The organism is Rhodococcus sp. SORGH_AS_0303 (assembly GCF_030819335.1).
GTDB lineage: Bacteria > Actinomycetota > Actinomycetes > Mycobacteriales > Mycobacteriaceae > Rhodococcoides.
The window spans coordinates 267,991-287,866 of record NZ_JAUTBO010000001.1; the positions used below are offsets into that span (position 1 = coordinate 267,991).

Sequence of the window (19,876 nt, forward strand, 5' to 3'; positions counted from 1 at the left end):
CGTCGGAGCTGCGCTGCTGCGCCCCATCGGAGCTGCGCTCCCAGGGCGCGCGAGGCGCCCGCGGTACGGCGTCCCGTCGCCCGTGAGGAATGCTCCCCGTCATCGAGAATCCTTACTGTTCGTCGGCGGGATCCGGTTGGCCCCGGAACCGGTGCCACAACCGTCGGCCCGCGAGCAGCAGCAGGAGCGCACCGGCGCCTGCTGTGATGATCGCCAAAGCACGACCGTACGCATTGGACCGCACATTGACGGTCGCAGCCTGCCCGAGTCGCGTCCCGTCGGTGGTGCTCAGGGAGAACTCCACCACCATCTTGCGCGAATCGCTCACTCGAGCGGGGATCTGCAGAGAACGACTTCCCCGTGGGGGCAGCTGCTGCGGGCCGATGTTCTCGATCTGCATCGCGTCGGGCGCGTCGACCGCCAGGTCGACGGTGATGCCGATGGGCAGATCGTTCCGCGCGACCAACAGCAGCGGGCTGGCCTCCGAGGCGAGGGTGAAGACACCGCCGGGCGCGAGGATCGTCACGGATCCGTACAGCCGGTCCAGGCCGGCGGCAACGTCGGCGGCACGGCGGCGCGCGGCCTGTTCCGACTCCCCGCGCTGCCCGCCCCGACGATCCGACGTGGTCATCGCCCGCAGGAGATCCTCCCGGAGCGGAGCGACGTACAGCGCGGGCGAGATCGCGGCACGCGAATCGTCGATCAGCGCGGCCGCCAGCGCACCGATGCGGGCGTTCTGGGCAGCCACGACATCGCGGACATCGGCCGGTGCGCCGTCCTCCACGGCCGCGTCCGGGTAGTCCGACTCGGCCGCCTCCAGCGGAGGCGGGACCGCCAGCAGGTCGGACAGGGAGCGCGGCGTCGCGAGTCCGCTACGGAACAGGCCCGCGATGGTGCCGAGCACCGCGGAGGCCTCGTCGCGGTCGGGAGTCCAGGTCTGTGGCGGCGCGACGGTGAGTGATCGTGGGCCGTCCGTGGCAGCGACCGTGTCCGGGGCGCCGGCGTTCAGCGCGTCGAAGTGCAATGCGCCGAGCGCGTCCTGCAATCGGGCCGTGCGCGAGTCCTCGGCGACGTCGTACACCTGCTCACGCGGTGTCACGGACGGGGTCGTCGGGTGCTCGCCCACCGCGGACAGCGCGGTGGAGACCTCGGTGTCGTAGAGCGCGGCACGCAGCGGAGGGGTGCCCGCATCGGTCGCGAGGGTCACCGTGTCGGGCGTACTGACGGTCTGCACGGCGTCCTGTGCGAGCAGTGCGACCGTCCGGCCCGACGCCGCGACCATGCCCGCCCCCGCATCGTCGAGAGCACCCGCGTCCGGCCACAGGACGTCGCGGCGGGACGTGACTCCGAGGATCGAGTCGGCGACGTCCGTCGGAGTCGTGATCGCGGCAGAGGTCAGAACCGGGTCGGCCACGGCGGCGACGGCCGCGAGGTCGGTCTGGGCGAACGGCACCGCGGTGACACACATCGAGGACGCGAGGGTGCGGACGCGATCGAGCCACGACGCGGCGGCGACGGCGCCGCTGCCCTCGGAGGCAGGGCCGGTGGGATCGGCCGGGTCGTCGACCACGAGGTAACCCCGCGTCATGCTCGAGACGGTGACCAGCAGGTCGGGATCGACGGCGAGACACGTCGAGGAGGCGAGTGCGCCCTCGGTGTCGACGGTCGGTCCGGTCGCGAACTCCAGTGCCGACACCAGTCCTTCGAGTCGACCGCCGGCGGAGAGCGAGGCGGCGAGGTCGTCGTCGTTCAGTCGCACCTCCTCGTCGACGGTGCCGGGCAGGCCCGCCGCCAGGTGTGGGCGGTCGGCCAGCGGCCAGAGCAGCGTCGTGGCGACGGGGCGTCCCGTGTCCGGTGGAAGCGGAACGGCATCGGGAGCGGCCGGATCGAGCACCGTGGTGTCCCGCGGCAGACCCGCGACGGGAAGCAGGAACGCGGCGTCGTCCAGCCGTGCCTCCTGCCCGTACTCGGGGTTGCCGTTGACGTTCACCATCATCGGATAGACACCCGGCCGATCCAGACCCAGTGACGGTCCGGTGGTCGAGCGCAGCGGCAGGGTCAGCTCGAACGGCAGCGTGTCGCCGCGTTGCAGCGCGGTGTCCGATCCGTCGCCGGTGAGCGACTCGAAGGGCCCGACCGTGTCGAAGCGGTCCTGATCCTCGGTGAGCGAGGTCCGGAGTTCGTCGGCCGTGCGTACCGCGGGTGCTCGCTGCAGCCGGACCGAGATGTCGCTGACCGCGCGGTCCCCGACGTTGGTCACCGTTCCCGTGACGGTGACGACCGGCGCACTGCTGGTGGAGACGGTGGTCGGCGTGACCTCGTCGACGGAGATCGACAGGAACGTGCCGTCGATCGAGGTGTCCGGTGGCGCCAGCGTGGCCGAGGGCGACGGTGTGCTCCGCGTCGTGGTGGGGTCGCTGGGCGGGGTGGAGGGTTGCGCTCCCGCGGGGACGGTCAGCCAGGCGAGCACGGCGAGGATCGCCATGACCACGGCGAGGCGCCGGGCCGTCGGTGCGGACCGGGTCATTCGGCGGCGGGAAGGTCGGAGACCGGTCGGGGGGAGGCGGGAAGGTCGGAGACCGGTCGGGGGGAGGCGGGGAGGTCGGAGACCGGTCGGGATGGTGCGGGAAGGTCGGAGACCGGTCGGGGGGAGGCGGGAAGGTCGGAGACCGGTCGGGGGGAGGCGGGGAGGTCGGAGACCGGTCGGGATGGTGCGGGAAGGTCGGAGACCGGTCGGGGATTCTGCGTGTCGGCGGACTTCTCGCGCGCCATCGAGTCGATCATCTCGCCGGCTCGCTCGGCGAGCTTGCGCTCGTCGGCGTACGCGAGCCGGGAGTGCAGTTCGCTGAGCGGCACCCAGGCCACCTCGGTGACCTCGACGTCCTCGTCCGACAGTTCGCCGCCGAGGGATCGCAGCAGGTAGTGGTGGACGGTCTTGTGGACGCGTCGTCCCTCGGTCACGAACCAGTAGTCGATGCTTCCCAGGGGCGCGAGGACGGACCCGGTGATGCCGGTCTCCTCCTCCACTTCCCGCTCGGCGGTCTGCTCGGGCGTCTCGCCCTGCTCGATGTGACCCTTGGGCAGCGACCACAGCAGGCGGCCGCGTCGGTCGGTGCGACCGATGAGGGCGGCGCACAGTCCGTCGCGGGGTCCGTCGAGTCCGTCGACGACCAGGCCGCCGGCCGAGGTCTCTCGAACGGTGCGCAGTGTGGGTTTGTCGGCCCCTCGTGTTCCGGGGTCGGCGGCGGCACGAGGACGCCGTCGCACACCGCGACGTGTTCTCTTGGCTCGCTCGGCACCGGACACCCGATCGATACTAGTTCCGTCCGCCCTGCTCCCGGTGGGACGCACCGCGAAGTGCGCGCCTCGGTAGGGTGTGACGTCGTGCCTCCCCCGCCTGCCACCGATCCGGACCGCCGCGCACGGCTCCTCGCGTCGGGTGCCGTGGCCCTGCGCGCGCACGACGACATCCTCGGTCCACTGGGGTCGCTGTTCGCTGCGGCGGCGCCACGAGTTGTACCTCGTCGGCGGGAGCGTCCGGGACGCTCTCCTGGGCCGCTTGAGCAGTGACCTCGACTTCACGACGAACGCTCTGCCCGAGCACGTGCAGGCGCTGCTGGCGGGCTGGGCCGACCATCAGTGGGACACCGGCATCGACTTCGGCACCGTCAGTGCGGTCAAGCACGGTCGGCAGATCGAGATCACGACGTTCCGGAGCGACAAGTACGACCGGGTGTCCCGGAATCCGATCGTGCAGTACGGCTCGACGCTCGAGGACGACCTGGTCCGGCGCGATTTCACGCTCAACGCCATGGCCGTGCGGATCGGGCCGGACGGGGCCGGTGAGTTCGTCGATCCCCTGGGTGGCCTGGACGCGCTGCTCGAGGGAGTCCTGGACACGCCGACCACCCCGGAGGCGTCCTTCGACGACGATCCGCTCCGGATGCTGCGCGCTGCGCGGTTCGTCGCCCAGCTCGGCTTCACGATGCTGCCGCGGGTCCGCGCGGCGATCGAGAACATGGCGGAGCAGATCGACCGGATCACGGTCGAACGCGTCACCGCCGAGCTGGACAAGCTGATTCTCGGCGAGTTCGCCGTCGACGGCATCGACGCCCTGTGCGAGACGGGGATCGCGGCACGCATCCTCCCGGAGGTGCCGGCGATGACGCTCGAGATCGACGAGCATCACCAGCACAAGGACGTCTATCAGCACTCCCTCACGGTTCTGCAGCAGGCGATCGACCTCGAGGACGGCGATCCGGACCTGGTGCTCCGATGGGCGGCGCTGCTCCACGACATAGGCAAGCCCGACACCAAACGCAACGAGCCCGGCGGCGGGGTGAGCTTCCACCACCACGAGGTGGTGGGCGCCAAGATGGTGCGTCGCCGCCTGCGCGCACTGAAGTTCCCGAAGAAGCTGACCGACGACATCGCGCAGCTCGTCTTCCTTCATCTGCGTTTCCACGGCTACGGCAAGGGTCAGTGGACCGATTCGGCCGTGCGTCGTTACGTCACCGACGCCGGCGATCTGCTGCCCCGGCTGCACAAGCTGGTCCGCGCCGACTGCACCACCCGCAACAAGCGCCGTGCAGCGTCCCTGCAGGCGACGTACGACGATCTCGAGCGGCGTATCGCGGCACTCGCCGAGCAGGAGGACCTGGCCAGGGTGCGTCCGGATCTGGACGGCAACGCCATCATGGAACTGCTCGGCATTCCGGCCGGCCCGCAGGTGGGAGAGGCGTGGAAGTTCCTGAAGGAGCTTCGTCTCGACCGCGGGCCGCTCAGTCGTGAGGATGCGGAGAAGGAGCTCCTGGCGTGGTGGGCCGCGAGGTCCTGACGCCGATCCGGAGCGCGATCGCCGCTGCCGCCGCGTAGGCGACGACGCCGGCGACCACGCAGACGATGGCTGCGGACGTGTCGACCGCGGTCGACCCCGGACCGATCACGAGGGCCGCGCCCGCCACGGCGCCGACGAACGCCGCGCTGAACACGGTGTCCTGTACTCCGAAGACGCGTCCGCGAGTGTCGTCGTCGATGTCCGTCTGCATGGCCGCGTCGGCGGTCAGCTTGACCGTCTGACCTGCGAACCCCAGGAGAAAGGCCGCGAGGATCAGCAGGTCCGGCACCAGCCCGACGACGAGGGTGGCCTGGGTGAGCGTGGCCAGGACCAGCGCACCGACCACTGTGCGCGTGCGGCCGAGGCGCGGCAGGAGAACGGACGTGCCGAGTGCGGCGAGGAACATGCCCGCCGCGGCGGCACCCACCGTCAACCCGAAGCCCGCCACACCGCCGGGCAGGACGGACGAGTGCGCGCCCTCGCGCAGCACCAGCACCATCACGAGGGTGTCGATGCCGAAGGCAACCCGGTGGGCACCCACTCCCACCAGCGCGGCGGCGACGGACGGGGTACGGCGCACCGCGACGAAGCCGGACACCCAGTCGGCGAGAACGCGGCGGGTCGGGGCGGACACCGAGGCGGCGCCGGGACCCAGCCGTCCGGAAGCGAAGCCGCGCGCCAGGAGAGTCGCCGCGACGGCACCCACGGCGGACACGGCCGTCGCGAAGGCCGTGGCCCGATCCGACGGCCCGACGAGTCCGAGCACCAGGACAGCCACCGACGCGCCGACGGCGGAGACGACTGCGCCGACGGTGACCAGGGCGGCGTTGGTCGCGACGAGCGATCGCACCGGAACGACGTGCGGTAGCGACGCGGACAGGCCCGCCAGGACGAACCGGCTCACTCCGACGACGGCGAGGGCCGTGATCAGGACGGCCGTCGTCGAGGCGCCCGCGACGAGTTGCCCGGTGGCGCAGAGGATGAGGAGCGACTTCACGATGCCTGCGCGGGCGAGCACGGTCGCTCGATCGACGCGGTCGAGGATCCGCGCGGCGAACGGGCCGATCAGCGAGTACGGCAACAAGAGCACCGCGAAGCCGGCGGCGATCGCAGCGGGATCGCCGCCGCGCTGTGGGTCGAAGAGAATCGCGCCTCCGAGGGCGGCCTGGAACATGCCGTCGCCGAACTGAGAGGCGACACGCAGCGCGACCAGACGAGGTGCTCCGGGCTCGTGTCGGACGGATCGCAGCGCGTCGACGGCGCCGGTCCGCTCCGTTCGGGTCACGCGGGTGACACTAACCGCCGCCTCGGCGCGTCATCTCTCGCACTGTCGAGGCTGCCGGTGCCATGATGAGGAGGTGGCACACGCAGAAGAACCGGAGGACCGGACCGCGTCGGCCGATCAGGTGGTGCGGCCGGGATCGCTGCTGGTCTCGTCCACGGAACTCGTCGAACCGACGTTCCGTCGCACCGTGGTCTACATCATCGAGCACAACGACGCCGGCAGCCTGGGCGTCGTCATCAATCGGCCGAGCGAGACCGCTGTGCACAACGTGCTCCCGCAGTGGTCGGATCTCGCGGCGTCCCCGAAAGCGCTCTACGTGGGCGGACCCGTCAAACGCGACTCCGCACTGTGTCTGGCCACGCTGCGGTCCGGCGTGGACGTCGACGACGTGCGGGGCATCCGTCGAGTGGACGGCCGTGTCGTGATGGTCGACCTGGACTCCGACCCGGCTGCGATCACCCCGCTGGTGGAGGGAATGCGCATCTTCGCCGGCTACTCGGGATGGACGCTCGGACAGCTCGAGGGAGAACTCGAGCGGGACGACTGGATGGTGGTGTCCGCGCTGCCGTCCGACGTCGTGGGCCCGCCGCGCGTCGATCTGTGGGCGCAGGTGTTGCGCCGTCAGCCGCTGCCGCTGGCGATGCTGGCGACCCACCCGATCGACGTCGACCGGAACTGAGACCGAAGTTCTCGTCAGTGGGCGAAGTGCCGAGCGTGCGAGTGCCCGTCGCCGTCGGTGGAGAGCGACGCCAGGACGGCGTCGATCGCTTCGCACAGCATCCTACCCAGGTCTGCCGAGAAGCCCTCTCGCACAACGATTCTCAGGACCGAGACCGACTCGGCACGGGCCGGCATGGTGTACGCGGGAACCTGCCACCCGCGGGCGCGGAGTTCGTGAGAGACGTCGAAGACGGTGAAGCCGCAGTTCTCCCGCAGCGCGAATGCCACCACCGGGATGTCGGACCCGTCGGAGATGACGTCGACGTCGCCGTGCTCGCGCAGGTGGTCGGCGACGCGGGTCGCGGTCGAGCGCAGCGAGGTCATGACATCCGTGTAGCCGGCGCGGCCGAGGCGGAGGAAGTTGTAGTACTGACCGATCACCTGATTGCCCGGGCGTGAGAAGTTCAGGGTGAACGTCGGCATGTCACCGCCGAGGTAGTTGACGCGGAACACGAGGTCCTCGGGGAGGTCCTCCTTCTCGCGCCACACGACGAATCCCAGGCCGGGGTAGGTCAGTCCGTACTTGTGACCACTGGCGTTGACGGACTTCACGCGCGGCAACCGGAAGTCCCACACCAGATCCGGGTTCAGGAACGGGACCACGAAACCGCCGCTGGCACCGTCCACGTGGATGGGGACGTCCGGCCCGCCGGCCGCGGCGATCTCGTCGAGCACGGCCGAGATCTCCTCGACCGGTTCGAGTTCGCCGGTGAACGTGGTCCCGAGAATCGCGAGCACGCCGATGGTGTTCTCGTCGACGGCGTCGCGCACCTGGTCGGCCGTGACGACGTAGCGGCCCGGCTCCATGTCGAGGTACTTCGGCTCGACGTCGAAGTAGCGACAGAACTTCTCCCAGACCACCTGGACGTTCGTCCCCAACACGAGGTTGGGCCGACCGGTGTCCGCACCGGCCGCGGTCCGACGTGCGCGCCACCGCCATTTCAGTGCCAGACCGGCGAGCATGACGGCCTCGGACGAACCGATCGTCGAGACGCCCGTTGCGCTGGACGGATCGGTCGGGTCGAGCCCGGGCGCGTTCCAGAGATCCGCCACCATGTTGACGCACCGCTCCTCGATCGCCGCGGTGGCCGGGTACTCGTCCTTGTCGATCATGTTCTTGTCGAACGTCTCGGCCATCAGCTTCTCGGCCTCGGGCTCCATCCACGTGGTGACGAACGTGGCGAGGTTGAGGCGGGAACTGCCGTCGAGCATCAGCTCGTCGTGGATGAAGCGGTAGGTGACGTCGGGATCCATGCGGTCGTCCGGCAGTCGCAGCGCCGGAACGGGATCGTTGGCCAAGCGCCCGGTGTAGGCAGGAGAGATCGTTCCGTCGCGCGGGATTCTCGTCACGACGCCACGCTACTGCGGTGACCGGGGCGGTGCCTGTGAACTTCCGGTGTCATTCCAGAAGTGATGCGGCCACTCGCAGATCGGCGACGAGTGCGTCGAACGCGGCATCGCGTTCGTCGTCCGGCGCTCGGAGGACGGCCGACGGGTGCGCGGTGGCAACAGCTCTCGCCTCGCCCACCTCGAGGACGCGCCCCCGGTCGACACCGATCCGGAACGAGGTCCCCAGCATCGCCTGCGCCGCCGTCGCGCCGAGGAGGACCACGACGGACGGGTCGACGGCGCGGATCTCCGCCTCGAGCCACGGGTGACACGCGACGACCTCCGAGCGCAGCGGCTTCTTGTGGATGCGCCGCGGGCCGCGGTCGGCACGCGTGAATTTGAAGTGCTTGACCGCGTTGGTGACGTAGGTCAGCTCCCGGTCGATGTCCGCCTGCGCCAGAGCACGATTCAGGAGCGCACCCGCCGGGCCGACGAAGGGCTGTGCCCGTCGATCCTCCTGATCACCCGGTTGCTCGCCGATGAGCATCATGCGAGCGGACGGGGTGCCGGCTCCGAACACCGTGTTCTCCGCGGGCTCCCACAGGTCGCATCCCCGGCAACTGCGGGCGGCGTCGGCGAGAACGCGGAGATCGTCGGACTCGGGCACGAAGGTGCCTGCGCCGGGAAACTTCGGGGCCATGTCTTCGGTGGTACCCGCCACGGACCCGGTGACACCTGTTTGGCACCCCCCACGGCCGGGGCATGCCACGGCGATGACCGACCAGTACACGTTCACCGATCCCGTCACCCAGTACCGACAGGACGGGTACCCCGAGCAGCACCAGGATCCGCCGGGCCTCGCCGCGGAACTCGAGCCCAAGGCCGACCACGGTGAGGGCAGCTACCGCGGCACCGGCCGGCTGACCGGGCGCAAGGCACTGGTCACCGGTGCGGACAGCGGCATCGGCCGCGCCGTCGCCATCGCGCTGGCCCGCGAGGGCGCCGACGTCGTTCTCAACTACCTGCCGTCGGAGGAGAAGGACGCGCAAGAGGTGGCCGACCTGGTGCGCACCGCTGGGAGGACCGCGGTACTCGCTCCCGCCGACCTCACGGACGAGTCCGCGGCTCGCGGCATCGTGCGCACCACCGTCGAGAAGTTCGGTGGCATAGACCTTCTCGTGAACGTCGCCGGCAAGCAGCAGTACGTCGAGAAGCTCGAGGATCTGAGCCCGGAGCAGTTCGACGCCACGTTCAAGACCAACGTGTACGCGCTGTTCTGGATCATCCAGGAAGCGGTTCCGCACATGCCGGCAGGATCGACCATCGTCAACACCAGTTCGATCCAGGCGTACACGCCGTCACCGGGACTCGTGGACTACGCGACGACCAAGATGGCGATCAACACGATGAGCAAGGCGCTGGCGCAGCAACTCGCTCCTCGTGGGATCCGCGTCAACGTCGTTGCTCCCGGTCCGTTCTGGACGCCCTTGCAGGCGTCCGGCGGACAGCCCACGTCGGCGCTGCCCGAGTTCGGCCAGGAGACGCCGCTCGGTCGTGCGGGTCAGCCCGCCGAGTTGGCCGGTGCCTACGTGTACCTCTCGTCGGCCGAGTCCGGGTACGTCACCGGCGACACGCTGAACGTCAACGGCGGCATGCCGACGCCGTAGTCGCCCGATCGTGGACTTCCGGCCCCGCATTCCGGGGTCGGGAGTCCACGATCACCGGAGCTCTCAGGCCTACCCTGGTGACATGACCGACTTCTCGTCCGACCAGGCCGCGTCGTTGCCCGATGCGGAGGTACTCGATCTCGTCGTCGCACTCACGAGTGCTCGACCGGCGCTGCGTTCGGTGCACGCCGCCGCCGTGGCTCTGACTCCCGAGGCGTCGGTCGACCCCGACATCATGCCGCGCACGCCGTCGGTGTCCGACATCCCCCAGGTTCCGACGGACCCGGGGTTCACCTACGCCGGAGTGCCCACCTTCGACGCGGTGCGCGAACGCATCGACGGGCGTTCGGGGCGCGCGGTGGGTTCCACCGAGCTGGACGCCGAGAGCGCGGTCGGACGCACCGAGGCGGAGAAGTTCGCCGAGCGGGAGCGTGCCGGCAAGGCGCGCCTCGACGAGATCAGGAAGTCGATGCAGCGTCCCTGATCGCCTCGCGCTCGTAGCGGCCCGCCAGGACGGCGCACACCACGAGTTGGATCTGGTGGAAGATCAGCAGGGGAAGCACGATCACTCCCACGGGTTGCCCGACGAAGAGCACGGAGGCGATCGCGATGCCGCTGGCCAGGCTCTTCTTCGACCCGCAGAACACCACGACGATGCGGTCGGCGCGAGACATGCGCAATGTTCGCGCGATCCCGGCTGTCGTCGCGAGAACAACAGCGAGCAGTGCACTGCACAAGACCACCACTGCGACGATCTGCCACGGCGTCGTGGCAGCCCAGACTCCCTCGACCCGTGACGCACTGAATGCGGCGTAGACGATCAGGAGGATCGATCCGCGGTCGACGAGCAGCGTGGTGGACCGATGCCGCTCCACCCGTCCTGCGAGCCATCGCCTCGCGAACTGTCCGGCCACGAACGGCAGCAGGAGTTGGAGCATGATGTCGACGATCGATCCGGCATCGATGCTCGCACCGCCCGTCGTGCTCATCAGCAGGACCACCAGCAGCGGCGTCGCGAACACTCCGATGATGTTGGACAGCGACGCGCTGACGACGGCGCCGGCGACGTTGCCGCGGGCGATCGAGGTGAAGGCGATCGACGACTGGATCGTGGACGGAACGAGGCAGAGGTAGAGCATCCCGGTGTAGAGGTCGTCGGTCAGCAGCCCCGGCGCCAGTACGCGAACGCCGAGTCCGAGGAGCGGGAACAGCAGGTACGTGCAGGCCAGAACGACCCCGTGCAGTCGCCAGTGCCGGACTCCGTCCATGGCGTCACGCGGAGACAGTCTGATTCCGTACAGGAAGAACAGCAGGGCGATGCCGATCGTGGTGACCCACGACAGGACGTCCGCTGCGGTGCCGGAGACCGGGAACACGGTGGCCGCGATGGCAGCAGCGAAGATCGCGAGGACGAAGCCGTCGAGCGCTCTGATGGTGCCTGTCAGGGAGAACGCCACGTCAGGACGGCTGGCACGCGTCCTTGAGGCTGCACGAGATGCAGCTGTGGCCGCATCCACCGGTCTCCTCGACCGGCACTGCGGCCGCGGCGCGGGTGCCCATGGCACCGCCGTACGCAGCGGTGACGAGCGCGGCGACGGTGGTCAGCACGGCGGCGACCACGCCGAAGATGCCGCCCGGCGCGAGGGTCGCCACTGCGCCGACCAGCAGGAAGACCGCGGCGGCAGCCGTCGTCGGGCCGGCGACTCGGTTGGCGACGGTGAACGTCTCGTCCGAGCGCATGCTCGCTTCCGTTCGGACTCCGGCGACGGAGTTGCGCTTCAAGCGGCCGGTCAGACCGAGGAACGCCACCGCGCCCAGCGCCACGGCGCCGACGAGGAGTACGAGCAGAAGGATCACGGACACGACAATCACGAGCACCACTTTACGGCGTCGTGGCCGGGCGTCCGCGTGCGGATCGTCACGCTTTACGCTGGTCGGGTGAGTGAACACGGCGACACCTCCCCCGACACGACCCCCGGCCACCGCTACACGGCGGATCTGGCGGGTTCCCTCGAGTCGCGCTGGCAGGAGCGGTGGGCCGCCGAGGGGACGTTCGACGCACCCAATCCGGTGGGCGAGCTCAGCACCGGCGATCCGGTTCCGACCGACAAGTTGTTCGTGCAGGACATGTTCCCGTACCCGTCCGGCAGCGGTCTGCACGTCGGCCACCCGCTCGGTTACATCGCGACGGACGTGTTCGCCCGCTACCACCGCATGCAGGGCCGCAACGTGCTGCACACGCTGGGTTACGACGCCTTCGGCCTGCCCGCCGAGCAGTACGCGGTGCAGACGGGCACGCACCCGCGCACCACCACCGAGGCGAACATCGCCAACATGCGCCGGCAGCTGGGGCGGCTGGGACTCGGTCACGACACCCGCCGCTCGCTCGCCACGACGGACGTCGACTTCTATCACTGGACGCAGTGGATCTTCCTGCAGATCTTCGATTCCTGGTACGACACCGAGGCCGGTAAGGCACGACGGATCGCCGAGCTCGAGGAGGAGTTCACCTCCGGTGCTCGGACTCTGGACGACGGGCGTGCGTGGGCCGATCTCTCGGTCTCCGAGCGTCGCGACGTCATCGACGGTCATCGTCTGGTCTACCAGTCCAACTCGCTGGTCAACTGGTGCCCCGGTCTGGGCACCGTGCTGGCCAACGAGGAGGTCACCGCCGACGGTCGCAGCGACCGCGGCAACTTCCCGGTGTTCCGGAAGAACCTGCGCCAGTGGATGATGCGGATCACCGCGTACTCCGACCGGTTGATCGACGACCTGGATCTGCTGGATTGGCCGGACAAGGTCAAGACGATGCAGCGCAACTGGATCGGGCGCTCCCGCGGCGCCGAGGTGACGTTCGTCGCCGGTCTGCCGCACGGGTCCGGCACCGCCGACATCGACGTGTTCACCACCCGCCCCGACACGCTCTTCGGCGCCAGCTACGTGGTGCTGGCACCCGAACACCCGCTGGTGGACGACATCACGGCGGCGGCATGGCCGACGGACACCGACGAGCGCTGGACGCACGGTGAGGGAACTCCCGTGCTCGCGGTCGGTGCCTACCGTCGTGCGATCGCAGCCAAGTCGGACCTCGAGCGCCAGGAGAACAAGGAGAAGACCGGTGTGTTCACCGGCGCCTTCGCCGTCAACCCCGTCAACGGCGCGTCGGTGCCGGTCTTCATCGCCGACTACGTCCTGACCGGCTACGGCACCGGTGCCATCATGGCCGTCCCGGGTCACGACCAGCGTGACTGGGAGTTCGCCACGAAGTTCGGACTGCCTGTGGTGCAGGTCATCTCGGGCGGCGCTGTCGACGAGTCCGCATGGACCGGCGACGGCGAGCTGATCAACTCCGATTTCCTGGACGGCCTCACCGTCGACGCGGCCAAGGCGCGTGTCATCGAGCACCTCGAGTCCGAGGGCCGCGGCAGGGGCACCATCCAGTACAAGCTGCGCGACTGGCTGTTCGCCCGTCAGCGGTACTGGGGCGAGCCCTTCCCGGTGGTGTACGACGCGGAGGGCAAGGCGCACCCGTTGCCGGATTCTGCTCTGCCGGTGGAACTTCCGGAGGTGGAGGACTACGCACCCGTGTCGTTCGACCCGGACGACGCGAACAGTGAGCCGTCTCCCCCGTTGGCGAAGGCGACCGACTGGGTGAACGTCGAGCTCGACCTGGGCGACGGGCTGCAGACGTACACGCGCGACACCAATGTCATGCCGCAGTGGGCCGGTAGCTCGTGGTACCAGCTGCGCTACATCGATCCGACCAACTCCGAGCAGATGTGCGCTCCGGAGAACGAGGCGTACTGGATGGGACCGCGCCCCGACGTTCACGGCGAGAACGACCCCGGCGGCCTCGACCTCTACGTCGGCGGCGTGGAACACGCTGTGCTGCACCTGCTGTACGCGCGGTTCTGGCACAAGGTGCTGTTCGACCTGGGGCACGTCAGCTCGAAGGAGCCGTACCGCCGCCTGTACAACCAGGGGTACATCCAGGCGTACGCGTTCACCGACGCGCGCGGCGTCTACGTCGCGGCCGACGAGGTGGAGGAGCGCGACGGCGGGTACTTCCACGACGGGCAGCCCGTCACTCGTGAGTACGGGAAGATGGGCAAGTCCCTGAAGAACTCCGTCTCCCCCGACGAGATCTTCACCGAGTACGGCGCGGACACCCTGCGCATGTACGAGATGTCGATGGGTCCGTTGGACACGTCCCGGCCGTGGGCGACCAAGGACGTCGTCGGCGCGCACCGTTTCCTGCAGCGCGTCTGGCGTCTGGTGATCGACGAGGAGACCGGCGCCGTCCGGACCACCGACGCGACGCCGAGCGACGCCACGCTGAAGGCTCTCAACCGGACCGTCGAGGGTGTCGACGCGGATTACGCTGCGCTGCGGGACAACACGGCCGGCGCGAAGCTCATCGAGTACACCAACCACCTCACGAAGGAGTACCCGCAGGGCGCACCTCGGGACGCCGTCGAGCCGTTGGTGCTGATGCTGGCTCCTCTCGCACCACACATCGCCGAGGAACTGTGGAACACGTTGGGACACAGCGAGTCACTGGCTCACGGTCCCTTCCCCACGGTCGACGAGAAGTGGCTCGTGGACGACACGGTGGACTACCCGATCCAGGTCAACGGCAAGGTGCGCAGTCGCATCACGGTGGCGGCCGACGCGTCCCGCGAGGACGTGCAGGCGGTGGCCCTGGCCGACGAGAAGATCGTCGCGCTTCTCGACGGCAAGGATCCGAAGAAGGTCATCGTCGTGCCGGGCAGAATGGTGAACATCGTTCTGTAGCTCGACCGACCTCACCACACCAGGTCGTCGGCTCTCTCGATCTCGCGCCATTCGACGGGCCGGACGCCGGGAACCAGAGCGAGGCGATCGGCCGCCGTCAGCTCGGCCATCGCCAGGTCGGTCGCAGCGGCGATGTCGGTGATCGGCACCTGATACGTGCGGTACGCCCCGAGCGGAGGGATGTCGCTCGCCAGGACGCCGCGTTCGAGAATGGGTGCCAGCGACTCCGACTGGTCGAGCACGTAGCCGGTCGCGGCGAGCACGTCGTTCTGCCACCAGGCCGCGATCTTGAAGAAGCGCCGCGGGATCGCGACACCGCGGTAGACGGGATCGTCCTCGGCGAACACGCAGCCGCTGAAGACGGAGATCGTCTGCCCGTACGTCCGCGCGTGCTCGAGCACGTAGTCCTCGAGGCCCAACCACAGTTCCTTGGACTGGTTGAGTGTCGCCGTCTGCGGTCCGCACACGGTGTAGTGGAAGGTGTCCTCGTTGGCCTGCTCCGCGACGTCGAGAGTGCCCCACACGGGATCGCGTCGTCGTACGAGGTGCCCACGGTCGATGTCGTTGTTCGCGTACAGCTCCGGGCCCGCCTGCGCGGTCGCCGGCAGTCGCGGATCGAGGCGCCAGTCGTCTCCGCGGTCCACCTCCTGCAACGCGCCGCCGTCGATGTTCACCGCGGTCACGGCGGCGAGGCGCCGTTCGGGGTCCATCGACACGGAGAAGTGCGTGTAGGTCAGGACGGTCAGGTCCGGCCGGGCGGGGAGCGGCAGCGGGGTGGTGGACAGGAAGGTCTCGTCGTATCCCATGCCGTCATTCAGCCACGGTGGGGTGACACGGGGGTGAACACCCACGAACCCCCCGCGAGTACGTCCTGATTGTCGTGATCAGCAGCTGGATCACGACACTGTCGACGTACTCGCGAGGGGTGAGGGATGAAGCACGGTGCTCTAGAAGTCCACCTTCGCCCGCGACCGCACCTTCGTCACGATGGAGAAGACCACCGCGATGACCATCAGCGTGTACAGCACGACGGTGATGCCACTGCCGACGAGGACGGAGACGTCCCCTTCACTGACGGCCAGGGCTCGTCGCAGCGAATCCTCGGCGAGCGGTCCCAGGATGACGGCGATGAGCACCGGCGCCAACGGGATCCCGAAGCGGCGCAGCATGAATCCGATGATGCCGAGTCCGAGCATGGCGATGAGGTCCACGATCGAGGCGCTCACCGCGTAGACGCCGAGCGAGGCGAACACGGTGATGCCGGCGTACAGGTAGTTCTTGGGGATCTTGAGCAGCTGCGCCCACAGGGGGGCGAACGGCAGATTCAGGATCAACAGGACCACCATGCCGACGAAGAGGCTGGCGAGCAGTGCCCAGACGACCTCACCGTTGCGCTCGAACAGCAACGGTCCCGGTTGGATCCCGTACTGCTGGAACGCTGCGAGCAGGATCGCTGCCGTCGCCGACGTGGGGAGCCCGAGAGCGAGAAGTGCACCCATCGCGGTACCGGCGGTGGAGTTGCCGGCGGCTTCCGGTCCGGCGACGCCGCGGATCGCGCCCTTCCCGAACATCGGATTCTTGCTGCGTCGGTCCAACCGGCGCTCGGTGCCGTAGGCCAGGAAGCTCGGCACCTCGGCGCCGCCGGCGGGAATGACGCCGAAGGGGACTCCGAATGCGGTGCCGCGCAACCATGCAGGCATCGCTTCGCGGAACTCTGCCTTGCTCAGGAAGGGTCGACCCTTCGACGGGATCAGCGTGTTGTCGTCGGGCTTGCCGATCTTCGAGGCGATGAAGATGACCTCGCCGAGGGCGAGCATCGCGACGGTGATGACCACCACGGAGATGCCGTCGAACAGTGCCGGTACCTCGAACGTGAACCGTGATGCGCCCGAGGGTCCGTCGATACCGATGACGGCGAGTGTCAGACCGATCAGCAGTGCGCTCAGACCCTTGAGGACGGAGTCGGACACCACCGCGGACGTCGCGATGAAGGCGAACACCGCCAGGGCGAAGTACTCCGCGGGTCCGAAGTTCGTGGCCAGGTCGGCGAGCGTCGGGGCGAAGAACACCACGAGGGTGGTGGCGATGATGCCGCCGATGAAGGCGCCGATGGCGGAGGTGGCCAACGCTTGTGGGGCGCGGCCGTTCTTCGCCATGCGGTGCCCCTCGAACGTTCCCGCGATCGCCGTGCTGTTTCCGGGGGTGTTCATGAGGATGCCGGAGATCGAGTCACCGAACAGGCCGCCGAAGTAGACGCCGGCGAACATGATGAGCGCCGAGGTCGGCTCGAGGGTGAACGTCACGGGCAGGAGCAGGGCGACAGCCATGGCCGATCCGAGTCCGGGGAGGACACCCACCGCGGTGCCGAGCAGGGCGCCGACGACGACCCACACGATGTTCATGGGCGTCAGCGCGGTGCCGAAGCCGTCGATGAGATTGGAGAGTGCGTCCATCAGAACACCGCCGCGAGGATGCCGCCGGGCAGCGTGAGCCCGAGTCCACCGGAGAAGACCAGCTGGACGACGGACGACATGACCAGCGCCACACCGGCGTCGAAGACGAACCGGGTGCCGCCGAGTCCGATCGAGACGCCCCAGAACAGCAGCGCACCGGCGAGAACCCATCCCAGCGGATTCAGCAGGGCGATGAACAGGGCGATCGAGCCGACGGTGATGCCGACGGAACGCCAGTTGGACACGGTTCCGGTGTTGGGCTCGCCTGCCTCGTCGACGCCGAGGTCGACCTCGTCCGGAGTGCGCAGCAGTTGAACCGCGACGAGCACGGCGATCACGAAGCACAGTCCCGCGATGATGGCCGGGAAGACCTGCGGGCCGGGCGATGTCGCGGTGTCGGGTACGTCCATGGTGACGGTGCCGTAGATCAGGAACAGGCCGAGGGCGACGAGAAGCGCCGACACCACCAGTCCGCTCCGGCCGTGGAGGAAACCACGATCGGTATCGGGCGGCGTTTCCGCCCGCGTGGTCGAAACACTCTCACTCATACCAGGCCCAACTCTCGGAGGATGTCGGTGATGCGGGTCTGTTCGACCTCGAGGAAGTCACCGAAGTCGTCCCCGGTGACGAAGGACGGCTTCCACCGGTTGCGCTCGATGGCGGTGTCCCACTGTTCGGTCTCCTGCATCTCGGTGACGATCTCGATCAACGTCTGCCTGTCGGTGTCCGAGATGCCGGGAGGTGCGACGAATCCGCGCCAGTTGACCAGGTCGACGTCGTACCCGAGTTCCTTGAACGTCGGGGTGTCGATCCCGTCGACGGGCTCGGGTGCCGCCACCGCGAGGGCGCGGACGTTCCCGGATTCGATCTGGTCGCGGAAGTCGTTGTATCCGCTGACGGCGATGCCGACGGTGTTGGACAACAGCGAGGTCAGCACCTCACCACCGCCGGAGAACGCGATGTAGTTGATCGCTGCCGGATCGATGTCGACCTGCTGTGCCAGCTGGCCGGAGACGATGTGGTCGATACCGCCGAGCGAGCCGCCGCCGATGGGGAGACCGCCGGGGTTGGCCCGCCATGCGGCGATGAAGTCCTCGAGGTTCTGGTACGGCGAGTCTCGCGGTACGACGAAGACCTCGAAGTCCTCGGCCATCTTGGCAATGGGCACGGTGTCCTGCAGGGTGATGTCGGAATCGTTGATCGCGATACCGCCGAGCATGACCGTGCCGGTCACCATGACCGTGGTCGACTGGCCCGTGAGATTCTCGAGCTGACTGAGCCCGATGGTCCCGCCGGCCCCGGGGACGTTCACCACCTGGGCGTTGTTCACGATGCCGTCGGAACGGAGTGCTTGCTGCGACTCACGCGCCACCAGGTCCCATCCACCTCCCGCGGCGGCGGGAGCGATCAGGGTCAACTTGGCGCGGGCGTCGGATCCGCTGGCGCTGCCGGCCGCGTCGATGCCGGCGACGGCGACGACAGCGACGACAGCGAGCGTGCCGAGCGCGCGCTTCACTGTGATCTGCATGGGCACGACAACTCAGGAGTGGTTTCGGTCACATCAGGAGGCTAGGTTCTGGATGTCCGAATAGTCCAGGGAATCCGAGTTGTGGCCATAGTGTGCACGGACGAATACCGCGAAACGTACGTCGCCGCGACGGAATCTCGGTGAACCTGGAGTCTCCCCGATGTGAAAGGCACCGTCATGACCGTTGCAGTAGCGATGAATTCGACACCCGAAGGCCGTGAGGCGCTCGTGCAGGGACAGGCGGAGGCGACGCTGAGGGGAACCGATCTCGTCGTCCTGTCGGTGATCGACGCCGATTCGGTCACCACCGCCCACCGGGACGCAGCCGAGGCGCAGGCACGTCAGGTGCTGGGAGAGAACTCCTTCACGGTGCGCGTCGAACCCGACGGCGGCGATCCGGCGGGGGCTCTCGTCGATCTGGTCTCGGATGTCGGTGCCACGCTGGTGATCATCGGATCACGTCGCCGAAGCGCGGTCGGAAAGTTCCTGACCGGCAGCACGGTTCAGCGCGTGTTGCTCGACAGTCCGGTCCCCGTGCTCGTGGTCAAGGCGAACGAGCACTGAGTCACGCTCGCCCCTGATCCCCGATCACCGTGTGCGCAGGACGATCTCGGTGGGATGCGCATCAGCAGGGGTGTCCACGGCCTGGCGGACGGCGCGGGCGACGGTCTCGACGGTGAGGTACTTCGAGGCGTCGTACTCGTCGCCCTCGCCCGCGACGATCGCGCGCTGCATGTCGGTGTCGATGCGCCCCGGGTGGACGGACGTCACGCGCAGGGTCGGCTCCTCGAGGCGCAGTGCGTCGCCGAAGGCCCGCAGCGCGAACTTGCTCGCGGCGTAGGCACTCCACCCCGGGTTGGCCCTGATGCCGGCGCCCGAGTTGATCAGCACGACGTGGCCGCAGGCTGCTCGGAGCGCGGGCAGCAGGAGGCGGGTGAGCTCGGCCACCGCGAAGACGTTGGCCTCGAACGTGTGTCGCCAGTCCGCGAGCGTCAGCGTCTCCACCGTGCCGAGATCGGCGACGCCCGCGTTGTGCACCAGGACGTCGAGGCTCGTGATGTCCGCGGTGGCCGCGGCGAGAGCGTCCGCGTCGGTGAGGTCGACGGGCCACGGCCGCGCGCTGATCAGTTCGTCGGAGATGCCCGCGACGGAGTCGGCCGTCGACCCCCCGACCCAGACGTCGTGATCGGCGGACAACAGGCGAGCGATTCCCGCTCCTAGTCCGCGGGCGGCTCCGGTGACGAGTGCTGTGCGTGGCATACA

16 protein-coding genes and 2 pseudogenes are annotated in these 19,876 nt (G+C 68.7%); 6 read left to right on the plus strand and 12 right to left on the minus strand.

Annotated elements, in window-relative coordinates; all coding sequences use genetic code 11:
* Positions 1-112: 112 nt before the first annotated feature.
* Positions 113-2,527: a DUF6049 family protein gene (locus tag QE449_RS01270; RefSeq protein WP_307108041.1), complete on the minus strand. Its 2,415-nt coding sequence runs from the start codon at positions 2,525-2,527 to the stop codon at positions 113-115.
* 146 nt (positions 2,528-2,673) lie between these two features.
* Positions 2,674-3,306: pseudogene (locus QE449_RS01275) on the minus strand (NUDIX hydrolase); the annotation flags it as partial.
* A gap of 78 nt (positions 3,307-3,384) precedes the next feature.
* Here QE449_RS01275 and QE449_RS01280 point away from each other — a divergent pair.
* Positions 3,385-4,837 (plus strand): annotated as a pseudogene (locus QE449_RS01280) (CCA tRNA nucleotidyltransferase).
* Here QE449_RS01280 and QE449_RS01285 read toward each other — a convergent pair.
* Positions 4,782-6,122, minus strand: a complete 1,341-nt coding sequence (locus QE449_RS01285) for an MFS transporter (protein ID WP_307108042.1) — start codon at positions 6,120-6,122, stop codon at positions 4,782-4,784. The pseudogene QE449_RS01280 and the gene QE449_RS01285 overlap by 56 nt on opposite strands.
* 73 nt (positions 6,123-6,195) lie before the next feature.
* Between QE449_RS01285 and QE449_RS01290 the strand changes: the two genes are divergently transcribed.
* On the plus strand, positions 6,196-6,801 hold the full coding sequence (locus QE449_RS01290) for a YqgE/AlgH family protein (RefSeq protein ID WP_307108043.1): 606 nt from the start codon (positions 6,196-6,198) through the stop codon (positions 6,799-6,801).
* Between the two features lie 14 nt (positions 6,802-6,815).
* Here the strand turns inward: QE449_RS01290 and QE449_RS01295 are convergent, their stop codons facing one another.
* Positions 6,816-8,192 (minus strand): glutamate decarboxylase, encoded by a 1,377-nt coding sequence (locus QE449_RS01295; protein WP_222632460.1) that lies wholly within the window; start codon positions 8,190-8,192, stop codon positions 6,816-6,818.
* Between the two features lie 49 nt (positions 8,193-8,241).
* Positions 8,242-8,871, minus strand: a complete 630-nt coding sequence (locus QE449_RS01300) for a UdgX family uracil-DNA binding protein (protein ID WP_027505975.1) — start codon at positions 8,869-8,871, stop codon at positions 8,242-8,244.
* Between the two features lie 73 nt (positions 8,872-8,944).
* On the opposite strand from QE449_RS01300, the gene QE449_RS01305 reads away from it, so the two are divergent.
* Together QE449_RS01305 and QE449_RS01310 are read left to right on the plus strand one after the other, a co-directional pair.
* Entirely contained in the window at positions 8,945-9,838 is an 894-nt protein-coding gene (locus QE449_RS01305; RefSeq protein ID WP_204869424.1) for a glucose 1-dehydrogenase, read from the plus strand.
* Positions 9,839-9,920: 82 nt separating this feature from the next.
* Positions 9,921-10,322: a hypothetical protein gene (locus tag QE449_RS01310; RefSeq protein ID WP_307108044.1), complete on the plus strand. Its 402-nt coding sequence runs from the start codon at positions 9,921-9,923 to the stop codon at positions 10,320-10,322.
* Here the strand turns inward: QE449_RS01310 and QE449_RS01315 are convergent.
* Together QE449_RS01315 and QE449_RS01320 are read right to left on the minus strand one after the other, a co-directional pair.
* Positions 10,297-11,295 carry a bile acid:sodium symporter family protein gene (locus QE449_RS01315; RefSeq protein WP_307108045.1) on the minus strand — a complete coding sequence of 333 codons (999 nt, stop codon included), beginning with the start codon at positions 11,293-11,295 and terminating at the stop codon, positions 10,297-10,299. The genes QE449_RS01310 and QE449_RS01315 overlap by 26 nt on opposite strands.
* Before the next feature lies 1 nt (position 11,296).
* Positions 11,297-11,710, minus strand: coding sequence for an SdpI family protein (locus tag QE449_RS01320; protein ID WP_027505979.1), 414 nt, complete (start codon positions 11,708-11,710; stop codon positions 11,297-11,299).
* A gap of 66 nt (positions 11,711-11,776) precedes the next feature.
* On the opposite strand from QE449_RS01320, the gene leuS reads away from it, so the two are divergent.
* Complete coding sequence (leuS, locus tag QE449_RS01325; RefSeq protein WP_307108046.1) at positions 11,777-14,632, plus strand: leucine--tRNA ligase; 2,856 nt, start codon at positions 11,777-11,779, stop codon at positions 14,630-14,632.
* 11 nt (positions 14,633-14,643) lie between these two features.
* On the opposite strand, the gene QE449_RS01330 is transcribed toward leuS, so the two are convergent.
* The 4 genes from QE449_RS01330 to QE449_RS01345 all read right to left on the minus strand — a co-directional run bounded on the left by QE449_RS01330 (position 14,644) and on the right by QE449_RS01345 (position 18,613).
* Complete coding sequence (locus QE449_RS01330) at positions 14,644-15,438, minus strand: DNA/RNA non-specific endonuclease (RefSeq protein ID WP_307108047.1); 795 nt, start codon at positions 15,436-15,438, stop codon at positions 14,644-14,646.
* 141 nt (positions 15,439-15,579) lie between these two features.
* The gene (locus tag QE449_RS01335) at positions 15,580-17,085 is read right to left on the minus strand and encodes a tripartite tricarboxylate transporter permease (RefSeq protein ID WP_027505981.1); all 1,506 of its coding nucleotides are present in this window, start codon (positions 17,083-17,085) and stop codon (positions 15,580-15,582) included.
* Positions 17,085-17,633, minus strand: coding sequence for a tripartite tricarboxylate transporter TctB family protein (locus tag QE449_RS01340; protein WP_056440883.1), 549 nt, complete (start codon positions 17,631-17,633; stop codon positions 17,085-17,087). The genes QE449_RS01335 and QE449_RS01340 overlap by 1 nt, the downstream gene beginning before the upstream one ends.
* Positions 17,630-18,613 carry a tripartite tricarboxylate transporter substrate binding protein gene (locus QE449_RS01345; RefSeq protein WP_235578857.1) on the minus strand — a complete coding sequence of 328 codons (984 nt, stop codon included), beginning with the start codon at positions 18,611-18,613 and terminating at the stop codon, positions 17,630-17,632. The genes QE449_RS01340 and QE449_RS01345 overlap by 4 nt, the downstream gene beginning before the upstream one ends.
* A 177-nt stretch (positions 18,614-18,790) precedes the next feature.
* Here QE449_RS01345 and QE449_RS01350 point away from each other — a divergent pair, with 177 nt between their 5' ends.
* Positions 18,791-19,177 carry a universal stress protein gene (locus tag QE449_RS01350; protein WP_027505984.1) on the plus strand — a complete coding sequence of 129 codons (387 nt, stop codon included), beginning with the start codon at positions 18,791-18,793 and terminating at the stop codon, positions 19,175-19,177.
* Between the two features lie 24 nt (positions 19,178-19,201).
* On the opposite strand, the gene QE449_RS01355 is transcribed toward QE449_RS01350, so the two are convergent.
* Positions 19,202-19,873, minus strand: coding sequence for an SDR family oxidoreductase (locus QE449_RS01355; RefSeq protein ID WP_307108048.1), 672 nt, complete (start codon positions 19,871-19,873; stop codon positions 19,202-19,204).
* Positions 19,874-19,876 lie beyond the last annotated feature (3 nt).